Raw genomic sequence first — 25,963 nt, forward strand, 5'->3', positions numbered from 1 at the left:
CGCCGGCAAGCCGGCTCCTACGCAAGGTACGCTCGGTGTTGCGTTGCACCGTAGGAGCTGACTTGCCAGCGAAGGCGTTGGCAAGGGCGATGGAAGACTCAAGGGCCTCTTCGCCGGCAAGCCGGCTCCTACGCAAGGTACGCTCGGTGTTGCGTTGCACCGTAGGAGCTGACTTGCCAGCGAAGGCGTCGGCAAGGGCTATGCAAGGCTCTGGGACCTCTTCGCCGGCAAGCCGGCTCCTACAGGGCCAGGAGTTGCGCGGTGCACTGGGCGATGCGGCGGCAGGCTTCGGCCAGCCGTTCGCGGTCCAGCACCAGGGCAATGCGAATGTGCCCGACCACGCTGGGGCCGAAGGCTTCGCCCGCCAGCACCGAAACCCCATAACCCTCCAGCAGTCGCTCGGCGAACGCCTGGGCGCCCAGCCCGGTGCGGCGTACGTCGACCATGACGAACATGCCGCCATCGGGCAGCACTGGCCGCAAGCCCGGGCACTGCCCGAGCAGCGTGCACACCAGGTCGCGGCGCTGGCGGTACTCCTCGCGCATCCGTGGCAGTTCCGGCAGTTCGCGGGTCAGCGCCACCACTGCCGCATTCTGGATGAAGTCCGGCAGGCCGTAGAGCATGCACAGGGCCAGATTGCTCAGGTGCCCGGCCAGCACCGGCGGAGCGATCACCCAGCCCACCCGCCAGCCGCTCATGGCATGGGACTTGGACAGGCTGTTGATGGTGGCGGTGCGCCCGCCCATTCGCGGCAGACCGCCCGGGCTCAGGTGCTGGCCTTCGTACAGCAGGTCGCCGTAGACCTCGTCGGAAACCAGCCACAGGTCATGCTCCATGCACAACCGCGCCAGGACCTGCCAGTCATCAAGGGACAGGCTGGCCCCGGAGGGGTTGTTGGGGCTGTTGATGAGCATGGCCCGGGTCCGCGGGCTGATGCGCGCCGCCACTTCCTGCGGGTCCAGGCGAAAGCCCTGTTCGGCCCGTACCGGCACCGGCACCACGGTGGCGCCACAGGCACCGAACACCCCTTCGTAGGTGACGTACATGGGCTCGGCCACCAGCACCTCGTCCCCAGGGCCCAGCAGGCACTGGGCCACGGAGAACACCGCACACTGCGCCCCCGGCAGCACCACCACGTGCTCGGCATCGACGATCTGCCCGGTGCGCTGGTGGTGGCAACGGGCGATGCAACTGCGCAACGCCAGGTTGCCGCGCACATCCGAATAGTGGGTGTCACCGGCCAGCAGGCTGTCGATGGCCGCCTGGACCACCGGCCGGGGGGTGTCGAAATCCGGATCGCCGATGGTCAGCAACAGCACATCGCGCCCCTGCTCGCGCAAGGCCAAAGCTCGGTAATGGATATCCCAGGCGGCGGAACCTTCTCCGGCAATCCGTTGGGTCAGGGCTGAATAGCGCATCGCTTTCTCCATGAAAGATGCTTCAGCCAGAACCCTAGGTGCTGGCGCGGCACTCGTCGAGCGAGCGCCAGCGCCGTTGGACGCTTAGATCACAAAACGCGCCACCAGAGCGTTCAGGTCCACCGCCAGGCGCGACAGCTCATGACTGGCGGCGCTGGTCTGGTTGGCCCCGGCCGCCGACTGGGTGGCCAGGTCGCGGATGTTCACCAGGTTGCGGTCCACCTCGCGGGACACCTGCGCCTGCTCTTCCGAGGCGCTGGCGATCACCAGGTTGCGCTCGTTGATCTGGTTGATGGATTCGGCAATCTGCTCCAGGGCCACACCCGCGGCGCGGGCCAGTTCCAGGGTGCTCTGGGTACGCTGGTTGCTCTGCTGCATCGACTCCACCGCGTCGCCCGTGCCGTTCTGGATGCCGGCCACCATCTTCTCGATTTCCTGGGTCGACTGGGCGGTGCGATGGGCCAGGGCCCGCACCTCGTCGGCCACCACCGCAAAGCCGCGCCCGGCCTCGCCGGCACGGGCCGCCTCGATGGCCGCGTTGAGGGCCAGCAGGTTGGTCTGCTCAGCGATGGCCCGGATCACGTCCAGCACCTTGCCGATATCCCGGCCCTGGGTCGCCAGGCCTTCGATCATCACCGAGGTGCTCTGCACGTCGTGGGTCATGGTCTGGATCGCGTCCACGGTTTCCACCACCCGGTCGCGACCTTCGCGAGCGGCCTGGGTCGACTGCCGGGAAGCCTCGGAAGTGGACACCGCGTTGCGCGCCACCTCCTCCACCGCGGCGGTCATTTCGTTGACCGCGGTGGCCGCCTGTTCGATCTCGTTGTTCTGCTGCTGCAAGCCGCGGGAAGCCTCTTCAGTGACCGCGCTGAGTTCTTCCGAGGCCGAGGCCAGCTGGGTCGCCGAGCCGGCGATCTGCTCGATGGTGCGGCGCAGGCTGGCCTGCATCTCGGCCAGGGCCTGCAACAGCCGCGCCGGCTCGTCCTTGCCATCGACCTCGATGGCCTGGCGCAGGTTGCCGCCGGCGATCACCTGCGCGGCATTCAGGGCCCTGTTCAGGGGGGTAACGATGCTGCGGGTGAGCAACAACGCCAAAACAATGGTCAGCAGCGCGGCAAGCACAGCCACCGCCACAATCCCGGCGATGGCGCTGCTGTAGTGCTCGCCGGCAGCCTTGGAAGCGCTCCTGGCATCGGCGGCATTGATCGCGATCAGTTGGTTCAACTGCTCGCCCATCTGGTCTGTGCCTTCCTTGATCCGCGAATTGATCAGGCTGCGCATTTCATCCAGCTTGTTCTGGCGCGACAGTTCGAGCATCTCGTTCTGCGCCTGCAGGTAGTTGTCCAGGGTCGTAGCGAAGGTCTTGTACAGCGCCGCCTCCTGCGGCCCCGCCGGCAAGGCCGCATAGCTGGCCTGGGCCTTCCTGGCGTTGTCCACCAGCACGCCGATGCGCGTCTGGGCTTCTGCCAGGCCTGCCGGCTCGCGGTTCACCAGCACACGGAAGGAAAGAATCCGCAGGCGCAGCACGTTCTCGGTGAGGTTGCCGAGAAAGCCGACACTGGGCAGCTGGTTGCTTTCCATGTCCACCGAGGCTTCGCGGATCACCGCCATGCGATTGACCGCAAACACCCCCAGCACCACGACCAGCAAGGCAATGAAGGCAAAACCGAGGAAAGCACGAGGGGCGATATTCAGGTTACGCAAGGACATAGGACGACTCTCGAGGGAGAACGGGCGACGGGCATCCATGCCGTTGAGCCGTCGGCGCATCAGGGGCTGTGCCGACGTGGGGCGCCGCGCTGTTGGAAGTCCGCGGGCCTGTCAGAGATATCGGCCGAACTTGAGCTTTCATATGGCTGATTGTTAAAAATATTTCTGAATGTGACCGGTGTATCACTGCTGATACAACACAACGCGAAGTGAATCGATAAAGCGCTACAGCATCGCCCCTCAGCCACCGTTTTCGACCCTGGCTCCGGCCACCCGCCTCCCTATGAAAAGTGCAATTCATTCGCCGGAAAAGCCATTTAGTCCATTCCCGCGGCTGCCCATCATGGCCCCAGTCAATAAAAACAACGCTGAGACTGGATATGAAACCTGAAGACTTTCGTGCCGCAACCGACCGCCCGCTGACCGGTGCCGAATACCTGGCCAGCCTGCGCGACGACCGTGAAATCTACATCTATGGCGACCGGGTCAAGGACGTCACCACCCACCCGGCCTTCCGCAACTCCGCGGCCTCCATGGCCCGCCTGTACGACGCCCTGCACGACCCGGCCACCAAGGAGCAACTGTGCTGGGACACCGACACCGGCAACGGCGGCTACACCCACAAGTTCTTCCGTTCGGCGAAAAGCCCCGATGAACTGCGCCAGCAGCGCGACGCCATCGCCGACTGGTCGCGCCTGACCTATGGCTGGATGGGCCGCAGCCCCGACTACAAGGCCGCCTTCGGCAGCGCCCTGGGGGCCAACCCGGAGTTCTACGGGCGCTTCGCAGACAACGCCCGCACCTGGTACAAGCGCATCCAGGAAGCCTGCCTCTACCTCAACCACGCCATCGTCAACCCACCCATCGACCGCGACAAACCGGTGGATCAGGTCAAGGACGTGTTCATCTCGGTGGACGAGGAAGTCGAGGGCGGGATCATCGTCAGCGGCGCCAAGGTGGTGGCCACCAACTCGGCCCTGACCCACTACAACTTCGTCGGCCAGGGATCGGCCCAGTTGCTGGGGGACAACACCGATTTCGCCCTGATGTTCATCGCGCCGATGAACACACGGGGCATGAAGCTGATCTGCCGCCCTTCCTATGAACTGCAGGCCGGCATGACCGGCTCGCCCTTCGACTACCCGCTGTCCAGCCGCTTCGACGAGAACGACGCGATCCTGATCATGGACAAGGTGTTCATCCCCTGGGAAAACGTGCTGATCTACCGCGATTTCGAGCGCTGCCGCCAATGGTTCCCCCAGGGCGGGTTCGGCCGCCTGTTCCCGATGCAGGGCTGCACCCGGCTGGCGGTCAAGCTGGATTTCATCACTGGCCTGCTGGTCAAGGCCCTGCAATGCACCGGTTCCCTGGAGTTTCGCGGGGTCCAGGCGCAGGTTGGCGAAGTGGTGGCCTGGCGCAACCTGTTCTGGTCCCTGACCGACGCCATGCATGGCAACGCCAGTGAATGGATGAACGGTGTCTACCTGCCCAGCACCCAGGCGCTGCAGGCTTACCGGGTGCTGGCGCCCCAGGCCTACACCGACATCAAGAAGATCATCGAGCAGGTGGTGGCCAGCGGCCTGATCTACCTGCCCTCCGGCTCCCGCGACCTCAAGGACCCGGTCCTCAACCAGTACCTCGGCACCTACTGCCGGGGCTCCGGGGGCATGGGCCACGAGGAGCGGATCAAGATCCTCAAGCTGCTGTGGGACGCCATCGGCACCGAATTCGGCGGCCGCCACGAGTTGTACGAGATCAACTACGCCGGCAGCCAGGACGAGATCCGCATGCAGTGCCTGCGCCACGCCCAGGCCAGCGGCTCGATGAAAGCCATGACCGACCTGGTGGACAAGTGCCTGGGGGACTACGACCTCGACGGCTGGACCGTGCCGCACCTGAGCAACCCGGATGACATCAACATGCTGGACCGCATCCGCCAATAGCCACGAAGCCAGCGTGTGTAGGAGCTGGCTTGTGTAGGAGCTGGCTTGCCAGCGAAGACGCCCGCCAGAGCACCACAAGCCTCCAGGCCCGCTTCGCCGGCAAGCCGGCTCCTACAGGCCAAGTCCGCCGTCAGCCCCGCGTTGGCAGCCAGACACCCGGCTGCCCTGCGTCCACGAGGAATTCGTCATGTCTGTACTCGATCCCAAGCAACTCGCCTTTCGCAACGCCATGGCGCACATGACCGCAGCGGTCAACGTCATCACCAGCAACGGCCCCGCCGGCCGCTGCGGCATCACCGCCACGGCGGTCTGCTCGGTCACCGACAGCCCGCCGACCCTGATGGTCTGCGTCAACCGCAACAGCGCCCTGAACCCGGTGTTCAAGGGCAACGGGCGGTTGTGCGTCAACGTCCTCAGCGGCGAACACGAAGAAGTGGCCCGGCACTTTGCCGGCATGACCGGCGTGGCCATGGACCAGCGCTTCGGCCTGCACCCCTGGCGCGATGGCCTGCAGGCCCTGCCGGTGCTGGAGGGCGCCCTGGCCAGCCTGCAGGGGCGCATCACCGAGGTCCAGGAAATCGGCACGCACTCGGTAATGCTGGTGGAACTGGATGAAATCGGCGTGCTGGAGCACGGCGACTCACTGGTGTACTTCAGCCGTTGCTTCCATCGCCTGGCCCACCCTTGCCGGGCGGCCTGAACCCTTCCCTCCTGGCCGTCATTTCCCGCGCCTGGATGCCCGCCGGCATCCGGGCCAAGGGCCACCTCCTGCATCTGTAGGATGGCGCGGCTCTTCCAAGCCATCGATACTCGAACCAGGCCCTGCCCACGTCCCCTGACGTACCGGTCCCAAACCCCTTCCGTGACGAAAACAATAACAACGTCGCACAGAGGTACAGACCCATGAACCACCCCGAGCGTGCCCCGGCCAGCCTGTTGCAGGCCTTCAGCGAACTGACCCTTGAACTGCAGCAACTGGCGCAGAACAGGGACATCGAAAACCTGCACCAGCATGCACTGGCGCGCATCAGCAGGCTCCTGCCCTTCGACAGCGCCTGGTGGGGCCGTGCCGCACTGGTGGATGGCCTGCCGGATGAACACAGCTGCTACCTGTACCGCCTGCCACCGAGCTACCTGCCGGACTGGCAATCGATCCGCCACATCGATGTCACGGTGAGCCGGGTCCACGAGGTGCCGGGCCGGGCGGTGATCGTCGACATGGCCGATCCGGACAACGGCCCCGGCCTCAACTGGCTGGGCCGCCAGTACAACATCGGCGAACTGCTGTGCGTGGTGCACATCGACCCCCACACCCACCTGAACAATCACCTGGCGCTGTACCGCGCCCCGGGAGCGCCGCGCTTCAACCAGGGCGACTGCCACCTGCTGAACAACCTGATGCTGCACCTGGTGGCCGCAGTGTCGGCCAACCAGATCCGCACCCTGGTGGCCATGCGCGAGAAGCTCACCGGCCCGCGCAACCTGGCCCTGGCCGTGTGCGACCAGCGCGGCGTGCTGCAATGCGCCGAACGCGGCTTCGTCGACCTGCTGCTGCATGAATGGCCGCAGTGGAGCGGCCCGCAACTGCCCATGGCGCTAGACCCCGGCGGCTTCGAAGGCAAGTCCCTGCAGGTGGAATCCTCGGCGGTAGGCGACCTCTGCCTCCTGGCGGCCCGCAGCCGCAACCTGCTGCCCCGGCTCAGCCCACGGGAAAATGCCGTCGCCCAGTGCTTCGGCGAAGGCAAGACCTACAAGGAAGTGGCCCGGGACCTGGGCATGTCGCCCAACACCGTGCGCCATCACATTCGGGCCATCTACAGCAAGCTCGGGGTCAAGGACAAGGCCCGCATCGCCCAGTTGCTGCATGCCCCTCCCGGCTGATTCCGCCCCCTGACCACCCTTGACCAGTGCCGTCGAATGTGACGGCCACGGGCAGCCTTTGCCCTTTTTCCAGCCCCTGCCGTGTGCCGGCGAGCCGTTCGCCGAACAACAACTCCAACAAGAGACGCACCGCCCATGACCACGCCCGTGCCCCGCATCACCCTGGCCCTGACAGCTACCCTGGCCAGCCTTTCACTGAACGCCGCCGACCTCAATGCCCGGGACTTCTTCGCCGCCCCAGCGGGCACCAGCCTGGGCGTGCTGTACCTGCCCGCCACCCGCGCCGGTGATTTCCACGGCCCGGCCGACAGCACGGGCAAGGCCGAGCTGCGAGTCAATGCCATGGCCTACCGCCAAGTGTTCTTCAGCGACCTGTGCGGCACCCTCTGTACCCCGCAGTTCATCGTGCCCTTCGCCGATATCGACGCGCGCCTGCCCGGCGCCGAACGCCACACCGGCGAAAGCGGCTTTGGCGACCCCCAGGTGGGCGGCACGCTGTTCTTCATCAACCAGCCGCAAACCCGCACCTACAGCGGCCTGCTGACCCTGATCACGCTGCCCGTGGGCGAGTACCACGGGCGCAACCCCGACGTCTCCCCCGGGGCCAACCGCTGGGGCGCGACCTTTGTCTACAACTACACCCAGGGCCTGGGGGAAAAGTGGGTGCTGGAGGCCAACCTGGAAGCCCAGCTCTATGGCACCAACGACGACTACTTCGGCAGCGACCTCAAGCAGGACCCGCTCTACCGCCTGCAGGCCTTCGCCTCTTACGACTTCACCCCCGCCACCTATGGTGCCCTGCGCCTGATCCACGCCGATGGCGGCGAACTGCGGATCAACGACCGGCGCATCGACGACACCCACAAGCGCTACACCCAGGTCGGGTTCGAGCTCGGCCACTGGCTGGACAAGCAGAACCAGCTGATGTTCGGCCTGTCGCAGAACGTCGCCACCCAGAACGGCTTTGCCGGCACCGACGCCCTGCTGCGCCTGGTCCATGTGTTCTGACCCCCTTGCCTTAGGAGCCTGTCCATGAACACCCAGAACCCCGCCTTGAGCCAGAACCCGCCGATCACCCACCAACCCCTCGGGCTCCAGGCGGCCATCGTGCTGTTCGCCGCCATCACCCCCGCGGTGCTGCTGACGGCCCCGGCCATTGCCGCGCAACTGGCCAGCCAGTGGCAACTGAGCCCCTCCCAGATCGGCGACCTGTTTTCCGCCGAGCTGGGGGCCATGAGCCTGGCCACCCTGCCCGCCATCTGGTGGCTGAAACACATCGACTGGCGCCGCGCGGCGCTGTGCAGCGCCCTGCTGTTCATTCTCGCCAACCTGCTGTCGATGCTCGCCAACGACTATTCGCTGCTGCTGATCGCACGCTCGTGCAGTGCCCTGGCCGGCGGCTCGCTGATGATCATCTGCCTGGCCAGCGCCGCCGCCAGCCCCAACCCCAGTCGCGCCTACGGCTTCTGGGTGATGGGCCAGCTGGTGCTGGGGGCCATCGGCCTGAGCCTGCTGCCCATGCTCTTCGAACGCTTCGGCCTGGGTGCCTGCTACCTGATCATGGCGCTGCTGATGCTGCTGTGCCTGCCCCTGGCTCGCAGCTTTCCAGCGGGCGCGGCGAAGTCCGCCAGCCATGAAGCCAAGGCCCCGCCGGTTTCCAGGGCCAAGGCCACCCTGGGGATTCTCGGCATCCTGACCTTCTACATCAGCCTCAGCGGGGTCTGGACCTTCATCGGCGCCATCGGTGGCCAGTCCGGCCTTTCGGCACAGACCAGCGGCGACGTGCTGGCCATCGCCACCCTGATGGGCATTGCTGGCGCCCTGTGCGCCACCCTATTCGGCGATCGCCTGCCCCGTAGCGCCCTGCTCCTGCTGGGCTACGGCCTGATGGCCGGCTCGGTGCTGCTGCTTCTGGGCCAGCCGCAACTGGCGCGCTTTGCCCTGGCGGCGCTGGTGTTCAAGTTCACCTGGACCTTCATCCTGCCGCTGATCCTCGCGCGCATGGCCGAAATGGACCGCAGCGGCCGCCTGATGAACGCCTCCAACCTGGTGATCAGCGCCGGCCTGGCCATAGGCCCGACCATCGCCGGGCGGCTGATCGAAGGCAGCGGCGGCTTCCGCGGGCTGCTGCTGGCGGGCGCCGCAATCACCCTGCTGTCCATGGCCCTGGTACTCAGTTGCCGGCCTGCACGCTAACGCTCTCGGTGCCCTGGTGCCCCTGGCACCGAGGGCCTGGGCCAGCCGCTGTCGCGTTGTAAATTCCACCCTGAAAAATGGATATCACCATGACCTGTAAAAGCGCGTTTTTCTTCGACGAACTCAGCCTGTGGCACAGCGGCGGCCCCCACGTCCTGACCCTGCCGGTGGGTGGCTGGGTACAGCCGCCAGCCGCCGCCGGGCACGCCGAATCACCGGAAACCAAACGCCGTTTGAAAAGCCTGATGGATGTCTCCGGCCTGACCCGACAGTTGCACCTGCGCAGCGCCGCAGCGGCCACCGAAGACGACCTGCTGCGGGTCCACAGTGCTGCCTACCTGCAGCGTTTCAAGGCCTTGAGCGACGCCGGTGGCGGTCACCTCGGCGACGAGGCGCCGGTGGGCCCGGGCAGCTATGAAATCGCCCAGCTGTCCGCCGGGCTGGCCATGGCCGCCGTAGACGCTGTGCTCAGCGGCGAAGCCGATAACGCCTATTCCCTGTCCCGTCCACCGGGACACCACTGCACCCGCGACCAGGCCATGGGCTTCTGTTTCCTGGCCAACATCGCCATCGCCATCGAGGCCGCCAAGGCCCGTCATGGACTGGGCAAGGTAGCGGTCATCGACTGGGACGTGCACCACGGCAACGGCACCCAGTCGATCTTCGAGGAGCGGGCCGACGTGCTGACCCTGTCCCTGCACCAGGACGGTTGCTTCCCTCCGGGCTATGGCGGTGAACAGGACCGCGGGCGCGGCGCCGGCCTGGGCTGCAACATCAATATCCCGCTGCTGCCGGGCAGTGGCCACGACGCCTACCTGTACGCCATGCAGCGCATCGTGATACCGGCCCTGGAGCGCTTCGAGCCGGAACTGATCATTGTCGCCTGTGGCTATGACGCCAACGCCGTGGACCCCCTGGCGCGGATGCTGCTGCACAGTGACTCGTTCCGCGAGATGACCCAGTGCCTGAAGGATGCTGCCGAGCGCCTGTGCCGAGGGCGCCTGGTGCTGGTGCATGAAGGCGGCTACTCCGAGGCCTACGTACCGTTTTGCGGCCTGGCCACCCTGGAGGCGCTGTCGGGAATCCGCACCGCCGTCGCCGACCCGATGCTGGAGTTCGTACGCCTGCAACAGCCCAAGGAGCCATTCGTGACCTTTCAACGCCAGTTGCTCGACCTTCAAGCCCAAGCCATGGAGGCTGCCGGGCGCTGACCCCCGCTCTGGCGCCGGAACGGGCAAGCCCCGCCACCCGAGCGGCGGCATCCACCAACGGCGTTCCCCGGAGCCCGGGCTCCAGCCAGCGGAACGCCGCCCTGCCCAACCGGCCATTCTTCCCCCGCTCCCCTGGGCTACTTGCTGCAACAGTGTGGCCCGGGCGGGTCAGTTGCCTTGCTCCAGGCCCCGGAGATTGTCGCCACAGGCTTGACCGACGCTTTCGGCTGCCGGGCTTGCCAGGGTTGCGGCTACCCCAAGGGCGCGTGCCTCACTGGGGGTTTGCTGGAAGCGGCTCTTGAAGGCCCGGGCAAAATGCGCCTGGCTGGCAAAGCCGTGCCGGTAGGCGATCTCGCTGATATCCAGGCCCGCTCCCTGGCTGCTGCACAGCAGTTGACGGGCCTGTTGCAGGCGTTTTTCCAGGATGAAGCGACTGGGTAGCGTTTCTTCCAGAGCGAACAGCCGGGCCAGGTGCCGGGTGGAAATGCCGGTCTGGGCCGCCACCCGCTCGCAGCTCAGGGTCGGGTCGGCCAGCTGTTCATGGATGCACTGCTTGGCCGCCAGCAGGTAGGAGGCGCTCAGGGCGTTGATTGGCCGTTCCCCCACATGCCCGGCAATGATGCTGGCCAGAAGCTCGAAGGCCTGCTCCTGATAAGCCTCGGCCTCGGCGCACAGGGGCTGCTGGAAAAAGCCCCGGGTACGTTCGCCCAGAGTGCGCAACAACAGGCGCTGGACCCCGCTTTCGACGCTGATCCGCAAAGGCCGGTCGAAGCGCTTCAGGCAGCGCTCGGCGAACTGCTGCTGGGGAATATCGAAGATGAACTGGCGCATGGCCCCGGAAAAGCCGAACAGGTAGGGCTTGTCGGTGCGGTAGACCACCAGCTCCCCCGGCTCCAGCACCTGGCAGGCGCCATCCTGGTAGAAGAACGAACCGCTGCCGGTGACCAGGGACACGAAGATCGACTCCTTGGGCACGCCGCGGATCATCGAGGTGTCGCGCTCCACCACGTGTTCGTTGCCGACGATGCGGGCCAGACGCATGGCGCTCAATTGCAGGTTGTCCTGGCTGGCGGCGAAACCGCCCTCGGCGTAGGAGTTGCACTTGAGCCCCACCAGGGTGCTGGCGTTGTAGTCCTCCCAGAAGGCCAGGCGTTGGTCCAGGTCGACGGCCTGGGTGCTGGCATGCCGGGTTTCGAGCAAGGCGCATGGAGACATTGTTGTTCTTCTCATGGCGGCGGGATGTTCCCCGGACGGCAAGGCAGTGTCCGGACACCTGGGGCCGCAGGCACTGCGGGCTGCGGCCATTCATTAACATCTGAACTATATAGCCTGTCAACTTGAAACGCAGTGGGACCCGGTCGCTTTGAGCGCGTCATCGGCTCTCTATCGGCCGTAGGAAAAAAGCCGTCCGAAACAGACAAACAACCAGTCCGATCCGTGCAAACCCTTGCCCCGCTCCCGACCTAAAGTCTGCGCCGTACCCCCATGGCCGCCCTGCCCGGCTGCCCAGGCTCCTCCCATAACAACAACCGAGGCCCACCATGCCCGAAGCCGCCCACCGTGAATTCTGGAAAGACCTGCAACCGATCGCCAACTGCTTCAAGCCCGACGCCAAGCCGGAGGTCTACCTGCCCGACGCCGCCAGCGACGACCTGAGCCTGTACGTGCCCTTCACCGAGACCGTGTCCTCACGGCCACTGTGGATCTCCCCCAGCGAAAACCGCTGGTGCGACATTCTCCTGGCCCGCAGCGCCGGGCTGGTGAACCGCCACTACCACCCCCACGAAGTCTTCGCCTACACCCTGTCCGGCAAATGGGGCTACCTGGAGCACGAGTGGACCGCCACCGCCGGGGACTTCGTCTACGAGACCCCGGGCGAAGGCCACACCCTGGTGGCCTATGAACATGAGCAGCCGATGCGGGTGTTCTTCATCGTCAAGGGCCCGCTGATCTGGCTCGACGAACAGGGCGAGCCCGACGGCTACTTCGACGTGCACTCCTACATCGCCATGTGCCGCGCCCACTACGAAAAGATCGGCCTGGGCGCCGCCCATATCGACACCCTGTTCCGCTGACCGGCGCTGCCCACGCCTCCTTCGGAGAACCACCATGGCTTATAAAAACAACAAGGCCGGTTACGAGAACACCTTGCTGGGGGTGCTGTTCCTGACCTTCGGTTTCGTCTTTTTCGATCGTCTGGCGCTGTCCTTCCTGTTCCCCTTCATGGCTGACGAGTTGCAACTGAGCAACAGCCACCTGGGCATGCTGTCGTCGATCCTGGCCCTGGCCTGGGCGGTGTCCGGGGCCCTGGTGGGTGCCTGGTCGGACCGCCGGGGCGTGCGCAAGCCGTTGCTGATCGTCGCGGTGATCCTGTTTTCCCTGTGCTCGGCGCTGTCCGGGCTGGTCACCGGCTTTCTCAGCCTTTTGCTGTTCCGCGCCATCATGGGGCTGGCCGAGGGGCCGATCCTGCCGCTCTCCCAATCGCTGATGGTGGAAGCCTCCTCGCCCCATCGCCGGGGCCTGAACATGGGCCTGCTGCAAGGGTCGGCGGCGGGCCTGTTGGGCGCGGTGATCGGCCCGCCGGTGCTGATCGCCCTGGCCGAAGCCTACGGCTGGCGCCACGCCTTCATCATTTCGCTGATTCCCGGGCTACTGATCGCCCTGCTGATCTGGCGCTACGTGCAGCCCGACCCACCGCGACACGAACCGCGAGCGCACACCCCGTCCAGCCCGGGTGGCAGCCATCGCCTGGCCCTGCTCAAGAGCCGCAACATCGTGCTCTGCACCCTCATCAGCTGCGTGTTCCTGACCTGGTTCATCATCCTGATTTCCTTCACCCCGACCTTCCTGGTCAAGGTTCGCGACTACAGCCCGGCCAGCATGGGCACGGTGATGAGCTGCCTGGGAGGCGCCTGGGTGCTCTGGGGCTTCGGCGTGCCGGCAATCTCCGACCGCCTCGGCCGGCGCCCGACCCTGGTGCTGTTCTCGCTGATTGCCGCTTGCTGTCCCATCGCCCTGCTCTACGCCTCGTCGCCCTGGATGCTCGGGGTGCTGATGCTGCTGACCTACACCGGCCTGGGCTGCTTCACCCTGTTCATGGCCACCATCCCCGCGGAAACCGTGCCCCGCGAAGTCATGGCCACGGCCCTGGGCATGATCATGGGCATCGGCGAGCTGGTGGGCGGCTTCATCGCTCCGACCATTGCCGGCTTCGCCGCCGACCGCTTCGGCCTGTCGATCGTCATGTGGATGTCCTGCGGCGGCGCATTGCTGGCCGCCGTGCTGGCCCTGTTCCTCAAGGAAACCGCCCCCGCGGTACTGGCCCGCCAACAACGCCGGCACCCCGGCCCCCACCCTGCACCCAGCCCGAGCCTGGGAGGAAACCCATGATCAAAGCACTGCAATGGCATGCCGCCCGCGACCTGCGCCTGACTCAGTTGGAACCGCGCCAGCCCGGCCCCGGCGAGGTGCTGCTGCAAGTCGCCTACTGCGGCATCTGCGGCAGCGACCTGCATGAGTACGCCGACGGCCCTCACTCCATACCTCAGCAGGTGGCTCACCCGCTGTCCGGTTGCCGGGCGCCGCTGACCCTGGGCCACGAGTTCTGCGGCCAGGTAGTAGCCCTGGGCCCGGGCGTGGATGCGCGGCTATTGGGCCAGCGGGTGGCGGTGGAACCCGAATACCGCTGCGGCGAGTGCTCGTACTGCCAGATGGGCCAGTACAACCTCTGTGAATCCATGGGCTTTATCGGCCTGATGGGCGACGGCGGCTTTGCCGAACAGGCGGTGGTACCGGCCTACATGCTGCACCTGCTGCCGGACAGCGTCAGCTTCAAGCAGGCGGCCGTGCTGGAGCCGGCAGCGGTGGCCTACCACGCCTTGAACCAGAGCAGCCTGATGGCCGGCGACAGTTGCGCGGTGTTCGGCCTGGGGCCCATCGGCCTGCTGCTGGTGCTACTGGCACGGTTGCGAGGGGTGGAACGGATCTACGCCGTGGACCTGGACCCCGAGCGCCGGCGCCTGGCCCTGGAGTTCGGCGCCTCTGAGGCCCTGGACGGCGCCGACCCGCAACTGCAGGCACGCCTGCGGCAGCTGAGCGCCGGTGGTATCGACAGCGCCTTTGAGGCCGCCGGTAGCCAGCAGACCCTGAGCCATGCCCTGCACTGCCTGCGCAAGGGCGGCGAAGCGGTGCTGGTGGGCTTGATGGGCGACGTGCAGTTCGATGCCTTCCACCTGGTGAACAACGAGTTGCGCCTGCTCGGCAGCGTCGGCTACCGCCACGTCTACCCCGAACTGATCCAGCTGCTGGCCAGCGGGCGCCTGGACCTGAGCCGGGCGGTCACCCGCTGCCTGGCCCTGGAACAGGCGGTGGAGCAAGGCTTCCAGGCGCTGTTGCAAGACAAGAGCCAGATCAAGGTGCTGGTCAACCCGACCCCGGCCCTGGCCGATGCCTGAACAAACGATGTGCAACCGACACTCAAGACAAAAACAACAAGAATCGAGTACCCGACATGAATGCAACCTATGCGCTGTGCCCGCTGCTGGCCGCCTTGCTGCTGCCCCTTGATTGCCTTGCCCAGACGCCGCCCACGCCGCCCACGCCGCGTACCGGCCCGCTGTCCGACCTGGGGGACTACCTGGCCGACCGTGGCATCACGCCCCATGTGCAGTTCCTCAGCCTGGCCATGAAGAACCTGGACACGGGCCCCCGGCCCCACAGTTTCGGCAACAGCGGCGACCTGTTCGTCGGTGCCGATATCGATCTGGGGACCTTCGCCGGCCTCGACGGCGCAGCCCTGCACTTCGAGCAGACGCTGTTCATCCTCGACCACGAGACCGGCGTGCCCACCTCGCGCAACTGGCAGGGCGCCGCCGGCAGCTACTTCGGCGGCGCGCCGATCCACAACGACCTCACCAGCAACCAGTTGAGCCTGCTGACCTACCAGCAGACCTGGCTCGACGGCCGGGTCGACCTGAGCCTGGGGCGGACCAACGCCCGGCGCTACTTCTATATCTACAACTGCGAAAGCACGGTGACCTGCAACGACCCGATCATCGACTCTTCCACCGGCATCCTGCCGCCGCCCTACGGCAGCTGGGGCGGCTACCTGAAATACCAGCTGACGCCCCAGTGGTACGTGCATGGCGGCGCCTTCGAGTCCAACCCGGTGGACTACCTGAAGGAGCGCAAGGGCCTGGATTTCAGTACCGACGACGCAAGCGGCACCAGCCTGCTGCTGGGCATCGGCAGCCAGAACCGCGATGCCTACAGCTCCCACTACGAGCTCAACGGCTACTACAACACCTCCAAGCAGGTGGACCCGCTGACCGGGGCCATGGACTTCGGCACCGGCGGTGCCTTCTTCAAGTTCCAGCAGGCACTGTGGCGTGCCGACGCCGGTACCGGCAGTGCGCCCCAGGCCCTGCTGCTGTTCGGTTCGCTGTCGGCGGCGGCCGATGACAAGCAGCCCTTCAGCCAGTTCGCCGAGGCCGGGCTGACCTACCTCGCGCCCTTCGACCGGCCCCAGGACAAGCTCAACCTCAAGGCCAGCTACCTGCGCCTCAACGACCACCAGCTGCGCTTCCAGCAGCAGGCCCGCATCGCCAACGGCGGCGACCCGCGCCTGGGCGAACGCAATGTCTACGCACTGGAAGCCAACGCCCATATCGCCCTGACCCGGCAACTGGCCCTGGAGCCCAGCATCCAGTACCTGGTCAACCCGGACAACTTCTACAACCCCGAAGCCCGCGAGCTGAGCGGCAACGGCTTTGTCGTCGGCCTGCAAGTGACTCTCGACGTCGGCTCGCTGCTGGGGCTCTGAGATGGATTTCTGTGACTGCCAACGAGGTACCTCCGATGAGTGAAACAACCACGCAGACCTTCGACTACATCGTGGTGGGCGCCGGTTCCGCCGGTTGCGTGCTGGCCAACCGACTGTCCGCCGATCCCAAGGTCCAGGTGTGCCTGATCGAAGCCGGGCCCAGTGACCGCACCTTGCTGCCCGCCGCCTATGTGCGCACTCCGGCGGGGATCATCCGCCTGATCGCCAACCCGCGCTGGAACTGGATGCACCAGTTCAGCCCACAGGCCAGCAGTGGCGACGTGCCGATCCCCTGCCCCCGGGGCCGGGTCTGGGGCGGCTCCAGCGCGATCAACGGCATGATCTATATCCGCGGCCATCGCCTGGACTTCGACCGCTGGGCCGCCGCCGGCAACCAGGGCTGGAGCCATGACGAACTGCTGCCCTACTTCAAGCGCTCGGAGCATTTCGAACCCGGCACCTCGCCGTGGCACGGCCAGCACGGCGAGCTCAACGTCGCCGAGCAGCGCAGCCCGAGCCCGGTCAATCAGGTGTTCTACCAGGCCGCCACCGAGCTGGGCTGGAGCTACAACCCGGACTTCAATGGCCCGGAGCAGGAAGGCTTCGGGCCCTTCCATGTCACCCAGATCAACGGCGAGCGCTGCAGCGCGGCACGGGCCTTCCTGCACCCGATCCTGCACCGGCAGAACCTGACGGTACTGAGCAGCACCCTGACCCACCGGGTGTTGCTGCAAGGCACTCGTGCCAGCGGTGTGGAAATCAGCCAGGACGGCCGGGTCTGGCAACTGCAGGCACGCCGGGAAGTGATCCTGTGCGCCGGGGCGATCAACTCGCCGCAACTGCTGTTGCTGTCCGGCATCGGCCCGGCCGAGGAGCTTGCGCGCCACGGGATCGTTTCCCGCCACCCGCTGCCAGGGGTCGGGCTCAACCTGCAGGATCACCAGGACATCGTGCTGATGTACCGCAGCGACCCCGAACTGGGCTACGGCATTTCCGCCAAGGGCCTGCTGCCCCTGGCCCGCTCACCCTGGCAGTACCTGACCCGGCGCCAGGGCCCGCTGACCTCCAATACCGTCGAGTCCGGAGCCTTCCTGCGCCTTGCGCCCGAGGACCCGGTGCCGGAACTGGGGCTGATCGTCGCCCCGGCCCTGAAGAACCAGCCCCAGCGCCTGATCCCCGTGGGCCACGGCATCAGCCTGCATGTGGCGGTGATGCACCCGCAGAGCCGCGGCCGGGTGCGCCTGAATTCCGCCGACCCGCACGACAAGCCGCTGATCGACGCCAACTTCCTCAGCCACCCCGAAGACCTGCGCAAGCTGGTGGCCGGCTTGCGCCTGGTGCGCCAGCTGGCAGCGACCCGGGCCTTCTCCCAACGCCTCAAGGGCGAACTGGTGCCCGGCCCGCAGGTGCAGAGCCAGGAGCAGATCGAGCAATGGATCCGCCAGCACCTGGGCACGGTGTTTCACCCGGTGGGCAGCTGCAAGATGGGCCACGACGAACTGGCGGTGGTGGACGACCAGTTGCGGGTCCACGGCCTCCAGGGGCTGCGGGTGGCGGACGCCTCGATCATGCCGAGCCTGATCACCGGCAACACCAATGCGGCGGCAATCATGATCGGCGAAAAGGCCGCAGACCTGTTGCTGGGCACGGCACCGGCGCAACCGAGCAACGTGCTTCAAGGCGAAGCTTGCACCTGATGCCGGGGCTCAGGGGCGCTTGGGTGCATCGGCACTCCAGAGCACCGGCCAGTCTTCGTAGCCCAGGCCGCTGCAGGTGGGCATGCGCCGATAATCGGTGAGCTGGAAGGCCTGGCCATCGAAGTGCCAACTGGCCATTTCACCGCAGTCGCCTATCCCGCGGCCCATGAGGAAACTGCTGAGCTCGCCGGTCTCGGGGTAATAGTTGAGGCCCCCGGCATGGTCGACGCTGCCGGCCGGCAACGCCTGCATCTGCAGGGGCTGCAGCGCATAGGGCGCCGTGCGCGAGCGGCTGCTGATATCGAACAGGCAGATGTAGGCACCGCAATCGGAGAACTCGAAGACCAGCGCCTGCTGCGCGGTCAGGGGATAGACCTCGATCCTCGGTGGCATGACGTAGTCGTCGGCATCTTCGGTCTTTGCCGGCGGCAAGGTTTTGCGCACCGCCGCCAGCAGCCCGGTGCGCTCTCGGGCGCCGAGGGGCTTCACCCCGGGATAGGGGCGCAATGCCGCGGCCGGCTGCAACCCGGGCACCGCGCTGGCCGGCTGTTCGCCGGGTGCCGCCAGGGCGCTGACCGTGCCCAGGCGCTGCTGCACCTGGTCCACCCGTTGCAGCAAGTCCGGCAGCCCCTTGAGCAGCACCTGGGCCGGCTCCTCTCCCGGCAGTTCCAGCACCTGCGCGGTGCGCAGGCGCGCCAGCCATTGCCGGGCTAGGGGCTGGTCATCAACCCGGTAGTACTGTTGTTCACGGGTGCTGTCGGGGGCTTCCACTTCCTGGACCAGCGCCGCCAGCAAGCCGGGCTCCAGCGGCTGGCCATCCAGGCGCAATGCACCGAGTTCCAATGGCGCGCCCTGGTGCTCCAGTTGCAGTTGCAACAGGCCTTCGGGGCCGGCCTGGCTGCGGATTTTCAGGGTCAGGTGGTTGACCCGTTCGGCAAAATCGATGTTCGGCGCGTAGAGCAGTTGGCAGTCGCGGCGGTTGTCGCACGCGCCGATCCAGCCCTCCTGTTGCAACCACAGCGGCGTCAGCTCCGGCAGCTCCCGGGCCAGGCACGGCAAGGCGCCAAACACCAGCAGGGGCAACACAACGGTACGCAGCATGACGACGCTCCTTGTCGGGCAAAGGCGCGGATTCTGCCACGCCCGCCAGGCGGCGAATACCGCCAGGGTCAGTTGCCTGGGCGCGGCTCCATGGCATCAGCCCTGCCCCAGGGATCAGGCACCCGGCGCATTTGCGCCAGGGGCAGGCGCCTGCCCCTGGCGCAAGCGGTATTCCCCCGGCGCGGTCTTGGCGTAACGCTGGAAAAACCGGCTGAAATAGGCCGGGTCCTTGAAGCCCAGCTGGTAGCAGATTTCGTTGATCGAGCTGCCGGTGAACAGCAGCAGGCGCTTGGACTCCTGCATCACCCGTTCATGCACCAGGCGCTTGGACGGCAGGTCGGCGATGCGCCGGCAGACATCATTGAGGCGCGCCTCGGTCACTCCCAGGCTGCTGGCGTAGCGGCCCAGGGGCCAGTGCTCCAGGTAGCGGGCCTCGATCAGCTCGTTGAAGCGGTGGAAGATCTGCAGGTCTTCATGGCGTGCCGGGCGCGCCGTCAGGGAGTTGGCCGACAACCGCAGCAGGCTGATCATCAGCAGCCGAGTCAGGGCTTCCAGCGCCGGCTCGCGCCCCGGGCCCTGCCCGGCAATCTCCCGCTGCAATTCATGGAACAGGCCCTCCAGGCGTCGTACTTCGCCGGCGAACTGCGGCCCCAGGCGCGCCAGGGCCACGCACACCGGCGGCACCTGGGGCGCCGGGGCCAGTGCCGGGTCGGCGCCGATCAACTCCCACACCAGTTGCTGGCGCACGGTCAGCACATGGCCTTCGCTGTCGGCCTCGGTGACGAAGGCGTGGGGAATGGTCGGCGGGGTCAGGAAGAACATCGGCCCCGACTCCAGATACTGCTGATCGTCGAGGTAGACCCGCACCGCACCGCTCTGCACGTAATGCACCTGGAAGAAACGGTCGTGGCGATGCACCGGCATGTTGCGACCGAAGAAGCCGGCCAGGTTGCTGAGCTTGTCGTAGTGCACCTGGGCATCGGCGTAACGCTGGTCGTAGACCTGGCCGATGTTGATGTTGGGAATCGGTTGGCGTGGGTTCATGGCGCCCTTCTGTTTTTTATTTTGATCCACGCGGACCCTGCGCATCCTGCGTGATTCGCGGCTTGCCCGCCACTGCGGGATGGAAGCGGGCAGTCCATCGCTTGACGATCGTTAACATATTAAATATAACGTTAACACATTAACGAAATCGACCCACCAGCGGCAAGCCGCTACGGGTACGGACACCAGGAGAGCCCGATGAGCCGTGCACTGAACGATCACGCCGGCGGCACCCTGTTCGGCGTTGCGCTGAACTACCAGGGGTTGCTGCAGAGCCATCTGCAGAGCTTCACCCAGCCGCCCTACCAGAAGCCGCCGGTGAAGCCGGTGCTGTTCATCAAGACCCCCAACACCCGCAACAGCCATGAGGCGCCGGTGGTGTTTCCCCAAGGTGTGGAGCGCCTGCAGCCCGGCCCGGCCCTGGGCGTGGTGATCGGCAAGCGCGCCAGCCGGGTGCGCCTGGAAGACGCCCTGGAACACGTGGCCGGCTACACCATCGTCAACGAATTCAGCCTGCCGGAAGACAGCTACTACCGCCCCGCGGTCAAGGCCAAGTGCCGGGACGGCTTCTGCGCCCTGGGCCCGGAACTGGTACCGGCCGCCGAGGTTCCCGACCCCCATGCCCTGAGCCTGGAGCTGTGGGTCAACGGCGAGCGGGTGCAGCACAACAGCACCGCCAACCTGGTGCGCAGCATTCCCCAGCTGATTGCCGAGATCAGCGAGTTCATGACCCTGCACCCCGGTGACGTGCTGATCACCGGCACTCCGGAAGGCCGGGTCGATGTACGCCCCGACGATCGGGTCGAAGTGCAGATCAGCGGCCTGGGCCGCCTCGCCAACACCATCGTGGCCGAATAAGGAACCGACATGAAACATGCACGCATTCGTTATCAGGGCCAGGTCCACCAGGCCCTGGTCACCGGCCCCAACACCCTGCAACTGGAAGACGGCCGGGTCCTGGCCGAAGACCAGGTGCAGTGGCTGCCGCCGGCCACCGGGACCATGTTCGCCCTGGGCCTGAACTATGCCGACCACGCCGCCGAGCTGGCCTTCAAGCCGCCCACCGAACCGCTGGTGTTCATCAAGTCTCCCGGCACCTACACCGGCCACAAACAGGTGACCTGGCGCCCGGACAACGTCGCCTACATGCACTACGAGTGCGAGCTGGTGGCGGTGATCGGCAAGACCGCGCGCAACGTCAAGCGCGAGGATGCCCTGGACTACCTGGCCGGCTACACCCTGTGCAACGACTATGCGATCCGCGACTACCTGGAGAACTACTACCGGCCCAACCTGCGGGTGAAGAACCGCGATGCCACCACCCCGGTAGGCCCGTGGATCATCGACGCGGCCCAGGTACCCGAACCCAACAACCTGACCCTGCGCACCTGGGTCAACGGCGAGTTGCGCCAGCAAGGCAGCACCGCCGACATGATCTTCGACATCCCCTACCTGATCGAATACCTGTCCGGCTTCATGACCCTGCAACCGGGGGACATGATCGCCACCGGCACCCCCGAAGGCCTGTCCGACGTGGTGCCCGGCGATGAGGTGGTGGTGGAAATCGAAGGCATCGGCCGGCTGGTCAACCGCATCGTCAGCGAAAGCGACTTCTTCACCCATCACGCCCACCCGGAGCCCACTGCCGTGGCCAAGGAGCACGCATAAATGATCAAGCACTGGATCAACGGCCGCGAAGTCGAAAGCCGCGAAGTGTTCACCAACTACAACCCCGCCACCGGTGAAGCCATTGGCGAGGTGGCCAGCGGCGGCGCCGAGGAAATCGCCCAGGCGGTAGCGGCGGCCAAGGACGCCTTTCCGAAATGGGCCAATACCCCGGCCAAGGAACGCGCCCGGCTGATGCGCCGCCTGGGTGCGCTGATCGAAGAGAACGTGCCGCACCTGGCGGAGCTGGAAACCCTGGATACCGGCCTGCCGATCCACCAGACCCGCAACGTGCTGATTCCCCGGGCCTCTCACAACTTCGATTTCTTCGCCGAGGTCTGCACCCGCATGGATGGCCACAGCTATCCGGTGGACGACCAGATGCTCAACTACACCCTGTACCAGCCGGTGGGCGTCTGCGCCCTGGTGTCGCCATGGAACGTGCCGTTCATGACCGCCACCTGGAAGACCGCGCCGTGCCTGGCCCTGGGCAATACCGCGGTGCTGAAGATGAGCGAACTGTCGCCGCTGACCGCCAATGAGCTGGGCCGGCTGGCGGTGGAAGCCGGGATTCCCGCCGGGGTGCTGAACATCGTCCAGGGCTACGGTGCCACCGCCGGCGATGCCCTAGTGCGCCACCCGGACGTGCGGGCAATTTCCTTCACCGGCGGCACCGCCACCGGCAAGAAGATCATGCAGACCGCGGGCCTGAAGAAGTACTCCATGGAACTGGGCGGCAAGTCGCCGGTGCTGATCTTCGAGGACGCCGACCTGGAACGGGCCCTGGACGCCGCGCTGTTCACCATCTTTTCCCTGAACGGCGAGCGCTGCACCGCCGGCAGCCGGATCTTCATCCAGGAAAGCGTCTACCCGCAGTTCGTCAAGGAGTTCGCCGCCCGGGCCAGGCGCCTGATCGTCGGTGACCCGCAGGACCCCAAGACCCAGGTCGGCTCGATGATCACCCAGGCCCACTACGACAAGGTCACCGGCTATATCCGCATCGGCCTGGAAGAAGGCGCAACCCTGCTGGCCGGCGGCCTGGAACGCCCGGCCAACCTGCCGGCGCACCTGGCCCGCGGGCAGTTCATCCAGCCCACGGTGTTCGCCGACGTGGACAACAAGATGCGCATCGCCCAGGAAGAGATCTTCGGCCCGGTGGTGTGCCTGATCCCGTTCAAGGACGAGGCCCAGGCCCTGCAACTGGCCAACGACACCGAGTACGGCCTGGCCTCCTACATCTGGACCCAGGACATCGGCAAGGCCCATCGCCTGGCCCGTGGCATCGAGGCCGGCATGGTGTTCATCAACAGCCAGAACGTGCGCGACCTGCGCCAGCCCTTCGGCGGCATCAAGGGTTCGGGCACCGGTCGCGAAGGCGGCGAATACAGCTTCGAGGTCTTTGCCGAGATCAAGAACGTCTGCCTCTCCATGGGCAGCCACCACATACCGCGCTGGGGCGTGTAAGGTTCAGAACCGTCCCGGATCACCCCAACAAGAAGATGTTTCAGGAGAAGCACCATGGGCGAAGTCGTCATGGCCGCCAAGGTCTGCCACGTACCATCGATGTACCTGTCCGAACTGCCGGGCAAACACCACGGCTGCCGTGAGGCGGCCATTGCCGGGCACAAGGAGATCGCCCGCCGGGCCCGGGAGCTGGGGGCAGACACCGCGGTGGTGTTCGATGTGCACTGGCTGGTCAACAGCGGGTACCACATCAACTGCGGCGAGGCGTTCAACGGCACCTACACCAGCAACGAGCTGCCGCACTTCATCAAGAACATGACCTACGACTACCAGGGCTGCCCGGCGCTGGGTGAGCTGATCGCCGCCGAGGCCAATGCCGCCGACGTGCGCACCCTGGCCCACAACATTCCCAGCCTGGAACTGGAGTACGGCACCCTGGTGCCCATGCGCTACATGCACATGGACGTGCCCGCTGCCGAGCACTTGAAGGTGGTGTCCATCGCCGCCTGGTGCGCCTGGCACCGCCTCGAAGACAGCTTCACCTTTGGCGCCGCGGTGCGCCGGGCCATCGAGAAGAGCGATCGCAAGGTCCTGGTGCTGGCGTCGGGCTCCCTCTCCCACCGTTTCTCCAACGACCGCGAGGCTGAGGCCAACATCCATAACTGGACCCGGGAATTCGACAAGCAGGTGGACCAGCGGGTGGTGGAGCTGTGGCAGCAGGGCCGCTTCCGCGAGTTCTGCGCCATGCTCCCGGACTACGCCAGCAGCTGTCATGGCGAGGGCGGAATGCACGATACGGCCATGCTCCTGGGGCTGTTGGGCGGGCCTGAATACAACCGCCCAGCGGAAATCGTCACTCCGCTGTTCGGCAGCTCCGGCACCGGCCAGATCAACGCCATCTTCCCTGTCTAGGCCCAGCTGCCACCCTGACTCGCAAGCGGCCGGGTTCCCGCCGGCCACTTGCGAAGGAGTTCCCCATGCCGCATTTCATCGCTGAATACACCGACAACATCGAACAGGCTGCCGACCTGCCGGGGCTGTTCGAAAAGGTCCATGACTACCTGGGCGCCACTGGCGTGTTCCCCCTGGGGGGCATCCGCAGCCGCGGGGTGCGCCTGGACACCTGGCGCATGGCCGACGGCAAGCACGACTACGCCTTCGTCCACATGCGCCTGCAAGTGGGAGCCGGCCGCGACCTGGCCACACGGCGCCAGGTCGCCGAGGGCCTGTTCGAGATCATCAAGGCGCACTTCGCCGAGCTTCAGGGCCAGCGCCTCTTGGCCCTGTCGTTCGAAATGAGCGAGCTGGATGCCGAGCTGAACTTCAAGCACAACAACGTGCACGAGTTCCTGCGCGGACAAGCCTGAGGGTAGCCGCCGGTAGGAACCGGCTCGCCAGCGAAGCGGCCCTCAGGCCTTGTGCCAGCCCCGGATCCGTCTTCGCCGGCAAGCCGGCTCCTGCAGGCCGGCCACCCACACAAGAACAATAACGAGATCATTGCCATGCCCCACTCAACCCTTGCCACGGCGCCGGTCGCCGAGGTCGATGACTGCTATCGCAAGATCACCTGGCGGCTGATGCCGCTGTTGTTCGTCTGCTACATCTTTGCTCACCTGGACCGCATCAACATCGGTTTCGCCAAGCTGCAGATGACCCAGGACCTGGGCTTCAGCGACAGCGTCTATGGCCTGGGTGCCGGGCTGTTCTTCGTCGCCTACGCGCTGTTCGGGGTGCCCAGCAACCTGGCCCTGGACCGGGTCGGCCCACGGCGCTGGATCGCCTTCCTGATGCTGGTCTGGGGCCTGCTGTCCAGCGCCCTGATGCTGGTGGACAGCGCCTGGGGCTTCTATGTTTTGCGCTTTCTGCTGGGGGTCGCCGAGGCTGGCTTCTTCCCCGGCATCCTGGTGCTGCTCAACCGCTGGTTCCCGGCCAGCCGCCGCGGCCAGGTCACCGCCCTGTTCGCCATCGCCGTGCCCATGGCCGGAGTCATTGGCGGCCCCCTCTCCGGGTGGATCCTGGAAAGCTTCCACGACTTCGGCGGCCTGCGCGGCTGGCAGTGGATGTTCCTCATCGAAGGCCTGCCGGTGGTGCTGCTGGGCCTGGTGGTGCTCAAGGCCCTGCCGGAAAGCATCGAACAGGTGGGCTGGCTGACCCCGGCGCAGAAGACCTGGCTGCTGCAGGCCCTGCAACAGGAAGAACAGCACAAGTCCATCACCCGTTTCAGCGGCATCCTCAGGGACCGCCACGTCTGGCTGCTGGTGTGCATCTACTTCGCGGTGATGCTGGCGGTGAACACCATCGCCTTCTGGATGCCGACCCTGATCCACCACGCCGGCATCGCCCGGGACAGCAATGTCGGCCTGCTCAGTGCCCTGCCCTACCTGGCAGGCTGCCTGTTCATGCTCGGCGTCGGCCGCTCCTCGGACCGCCTGCGTGAACGCCGCTGGCACCTGGGGGTGCCGCTGCTGATGTCCAGCCTGGGGCTGATCCTCACCGGGCTGGCCCCGGACAACCCCTGGCTGGTGATGTTCGGCCTGCTGGTGGCGGGCATGGGCGCCAGCGCCGCCTTGCCGATGTTCTGGCAACTGCCGCCGGCCTTTCTCGCCAGCAGCACCCAGGCCGCGGGTATCGCCCTGATCAGTTCCTTCGGCAGCGTCGCCGCGTTCCTTGCCCCTTACCTGATCGGCGTGGTGCGCGACGCCACCCAAAGCGCCAGCCTGGCCCTCTACGCCCTGGCCCTGCTGATTGCCTGCGGCGCCTGGCTGGTGCTCCAGGTACCGGCTCATATCGTCAACCCTCGGGAGAAATAACC

Annotated in this window: 22 protein-coding genes and 1 pseudogene; 17 read left to right on the forward strand and 6 right to left on the reverse strand. The window is 66.2% G+C overall.

Going from position 1 to position 25,963, the window contains the following annotated elements:
* Positions 1–239 precede the first annotated feature (239 nt).
* From AC1RMG_RS17740 to AC1RMG_RS17750, 3 genes and pseudogenes are all read right to left on the reverse strand, one after another.
* Positions 240–1,418, reverse strand: a complete 1,179-nt coding sequence (locus tag AC1RMG_RS17740) for a pyridoxal phosphate-dependent aminotransferase (protein ID WP_123430673.1) — start codon at positions 1,416–1,418, stop codon at positions 240–242.
* 84 nt (positions 1,419–1,502) lie between these two features.
* The gene (locus AC1RMG_RS17745; protein ID WP_370059506.1) at positions 1,503–2,366 is read right to left on the reverse strand and encodes a methyl-accepting chemotaxis protein; all 864 of its coding nucleotides are present in this window, start codon (positions 2,364–2,366) and stop codon (positions 1,503–1,505) included.
* A pseudogene (locus AC1RMG_RS17750) lies at positions 2,361–3,188 on the reverse strand (MCP four helix bundle domain-containing protein); the annotation flags it as partial. The gene AC1RMG_RS17745 and the pseudogene AC1RMG_RS17750, both read right to left, overlap by 6 nt.
* 320 nt (positions 3,189–3,508) lie before the next feature.
* Here AC1RMG_RS17750 and hpaB point away from each other — a divergent pair.
* From hpaB to AC1RMG_RS17780, 6 genes are all read left to right on the forward strand, one after another.
* Positions 3,509–5,071 carry a 4-hydroxyphenylacetate 3-monooxygenase, oxygenase component gene (gene hpaB, locus AC1RMG_RS17755; RefSeq protein WP_015635861.1) on the forward strand — a complete coding sequence of 521 codons (1,563 nt, stop codon included), beginning with the start codon at positions 3,509–3,511 and terminating at the stop codon, positions 5,069–5,071.
* Positions 5,072–5,258: 187 nt separating this feature from the next.
* A complete protein-coding gene (gene hpaC, locus AC1RMG_RS17760; protein WP_011061639.1) occupies positions 5,259–5,771 on the forward strand; it encodes a 4-hydroxyphenylacetate 3-monooxygenase, reductase component in 513 nt (170 codons plus the stop codon).
* Between the two features lie 203 nt (positions 5,772–5,974).
* Positions 5,975–6,952: a helix-turn-helix transcriptional regulator gene (locus tag AC1RMG_RS17765; RefSeq protein ID WP_011061640.1), complete on the forward strand. Its 978-nt coding sequence runs from the start codon at positions 5,975–5,977 to the stop codon at positions 6,950–6,952.
* Positions 6,953–7,087: 135 nt separating this feature from the next.
* Positions 7,088–7,960, forward strand: a complete 873-nt coding sequence (locus AC1RMG_RS17770; protein ID WP_015635863.1) for a transporter — start codon at positions 7,088–7,090, stop codon at positions 7,958–7,960.
* A 24-nt stretch (positions 7,961–7,984) separates the two neighbouring features.
* On the forward strand, positions 7,985–9,148 hold the full coding sequence (locus tag AC1RMG_RS17775) for an MFS transporter (RefSeq protein ID WP_493169763.1): 1,164 nt from the start codon (positions 7,985–7,987) through the stop codon (positions 9,146–9,148).
* An 89-nt stretch (positions 9,149–9,237) separates the two neighbouring features.
* The gene (locus tag AC1RMG_RS17780) at positions 9,238–10,359 is read left to right on the forward strand and encodes a class II histone deacetylase (RefSeq protein WP_026020252.1); all 1,122 of its coding nucleotides are present in this window, start codon (positions 9,238–9,240) and stop codon (positions 10,357–10,359) included.
* 168 nt (positions 10,360–10,527) lie between these two features.
* Here AC1RMG_RS17780 and AC1RMG_RS17785 read toward each other — a convergent pair whose 3' ends face one another.
* Positions 10,528–11,574 (reverse strand): helix-turn-helix domain-containing protein, encoded by a 1,047-nt coding sequence (locus AC1RMG_RS17785; RefSeq protein WP_072450165.1) that lies wholly within the window; start codon positions 11,572–11,574, stop codon positions 10,528–10,530.
* Between the two features lie 326 nt (positions 11,575–11,900).
* Here AC1RMG_RS17785 and AC1RMG_RS17790 point away from each other — a divergent pair, with 326 nt between their 5' ends.
* Genes AC1RMG_RS17790 through AC1RMG_RS17810 form a run of 5 tightly spaced genes read left to right on the forward strand, consistent with a single transcriptional unit; the run spans position 11,901 to position 17,877 of the window.
* Positions 11,901–12,434, forward strand: a complete 534-nt coding sequence (locus tag AC1RMG_RS17790) for a 2,4'-dihydroxyacetophenone dioxygenase family protein (protein ID WP_011061645.1) — start codon at positions 11,901–11,903, stop codon at positions 12,432–12,434.
* A 34-nt stretch (positions 12,435–12,468) separates the two neighbouring features.
* Complete coding sequence (locus tag AC1RMG_RS17795; protein ID WP_065364199.1) at positions 12,469–13,749, forward strand: MFS transporter; 1,281 nt, start codon at positions 12,469–12,471, stop codon at positions 13,747–13,749.
* Positions 13,749–14,813: a 2,3-butanediol dehydrogenase gene (locus AC1RMG_RS17800; RefSeq protein WP_092137437.1), complete on the forward strand. Its 1,065-nt coding sequence runs from the start codon at positions 13,749–13,751 to the stop codon at positions 14,811–14,813. Before AC1RMG_RS17795 ends, AC1RMG_RS17800 begins: the two co-directional genes overlap by 1 nt.
* Before the next feature lie 56 nt (positions 14,814–14,869).
* The gene (locus tag AC1RMG_RS17805; protein ID WP_493169766.1) at positions 14,870–16,180 is read left to right on the forward strand and encodes a carbohydrate porin; all 1,311 of its coding nucleotides are present in this window, start codon (positions 14,870–14,872) and stop codon (positions 16,178–16,180) included.
* Positions 16,181–16,215: 35 nt separating this feature from the next.
* Entirely contained in the window at positions 16,216–17,877 is a 1,662-nt protein-coding gene (locus AC1RMG_RS17810) for a GMC family oxidoreductase (RefSeq protein WP_053158917.1), read from the forward strand.
* 9 nt (positions 17,878–17,886) lie between these two features.
* Here the strand turns inward: AC1RMG_RS17810 and AC1RMG_RS17815 are convergent, their stop codons facing one another.
* Together AC1RMG_RS17815 and hpaA are read right to left on the reverse strand one after the other, a co-directional pair.
* Positions 17,887–18,978 carry a DUF1176 domain-containing protein gene (locus AC1RMG_RS17815; RefSeq protein ID WP_262212021.1) on the reverse strand — a complete coding sequence of 364 codons (1,092 nt, stop codon included), beginning with the start codon at positions 18,976–18,978 and terminating at the stop codon, positions 17,887–17,889.
* 114 nt (positions 18,979–19,092) lie between these two features.
* On the reverse strand, positions 19,093–20,022 hold the full coding sequence (hpaA, locus tag AC1RMG_RS17820) for a 4-hydroxyphenylacetate catabolism regulatory protein HpaA (RefSeq protein ID WP_011061651.1): 930 nt from the start codon (positions 20,020–20,022) through the stop codon (positions 19,093–19,095).
* 198 nt (positions 20,023–20,220) lie between these two features.
* On the opposite strand from hpaA, the gene AC1RMG_RS17825 reads away from it, so the two are divergent.
* The 6 genes from AC1RMG_RS17825 to AC1RMG_RS17850 all read left to right on the forward strand — a co-directional run bounded on the left by AC1RMG_RS17825 (position 20,221) and on the right by AC1RMG_RS17850 (position 25,961).
* On the forward strand, positions 20,221–20,880 hold the full coding sequence (locus AC1RMG_RS17825; protein ID WP_236203135.1) for a fumarylacetoacetate hydrolase family protein: 660 nt from the start codon (positions 20,221–20,223) through the stop codon (positions 20,878–20,880).
* Positions 20,881–20,889: 9 nt separating this feature from the next.
* Positions 20,890–21,690 carry a fumarylacetoacetate hydrolase family protein gene (locus tag AC1RMG_RS17830; RefSeq protein WP_493169769.1) on the forward strand — a complete coding sequence of 267 codons (801 nt, stop codon included), beginning with the start codon at positions 20,890–20,892 and terminating at the stop codon, positions 21,688–21,690.
* A complete protein-coding gene (gene hpaE, locus AC1RMG_RS17835; RefSeq protein WP_041118525.1) occupies positions 21,691–23,151 on the forward strand; it encodes a 5-carboxymethyl-2-hydroxymuconate semialdehyde dehydrogenase in 1,461 nt (486 codons plus the stop codon).
* A gap of 54 nt (positions 23,152–23,205) precedes the next feature.
* A complete protein-coding gene (hpaD, locus tag AC1RMG_RS17840) occupies positions 23,206–24,063 on the forward strand; it encodes a 3,4-dihydroxyphenylacetate 2,3-dioxygenase (RefSeq protein ID WP_065364203.1) in 858 nt (285 codons plus the stop codon).
* A gap of 65 nt (positions 24,064–24,128) precedes the next feature.
* Complete coding sequence (locus AC1RMG_RS17845; RefSeq protein WP_011061656.1) at positions 24,129–24,518, forward strand: 5-carboxymethyl-2-hydroxymuconate Delta-isomerase; 390 nt, start codon at positions 24,129–24,131, stop codon at positions 24,516–24,518.
* 135 nt (positions 24,519–24,653) lie between these two features.
* Positions 24,654–25,961, forward strand: a complete 1,308-nt coding sequence (locus tag AC1RMG_RS17850) for an MFS transporter (protein ID WP_011061657.1) — start codon at positions 24,654–24,656, stop codon at positions 25,959–25,961.
* Positions 25,962–25,963 lie beyond the last annotated feature (2 nt).

Source organism: Pseudomonas sp. GW822-FHT04H02 (assembly GCF_058800645.1).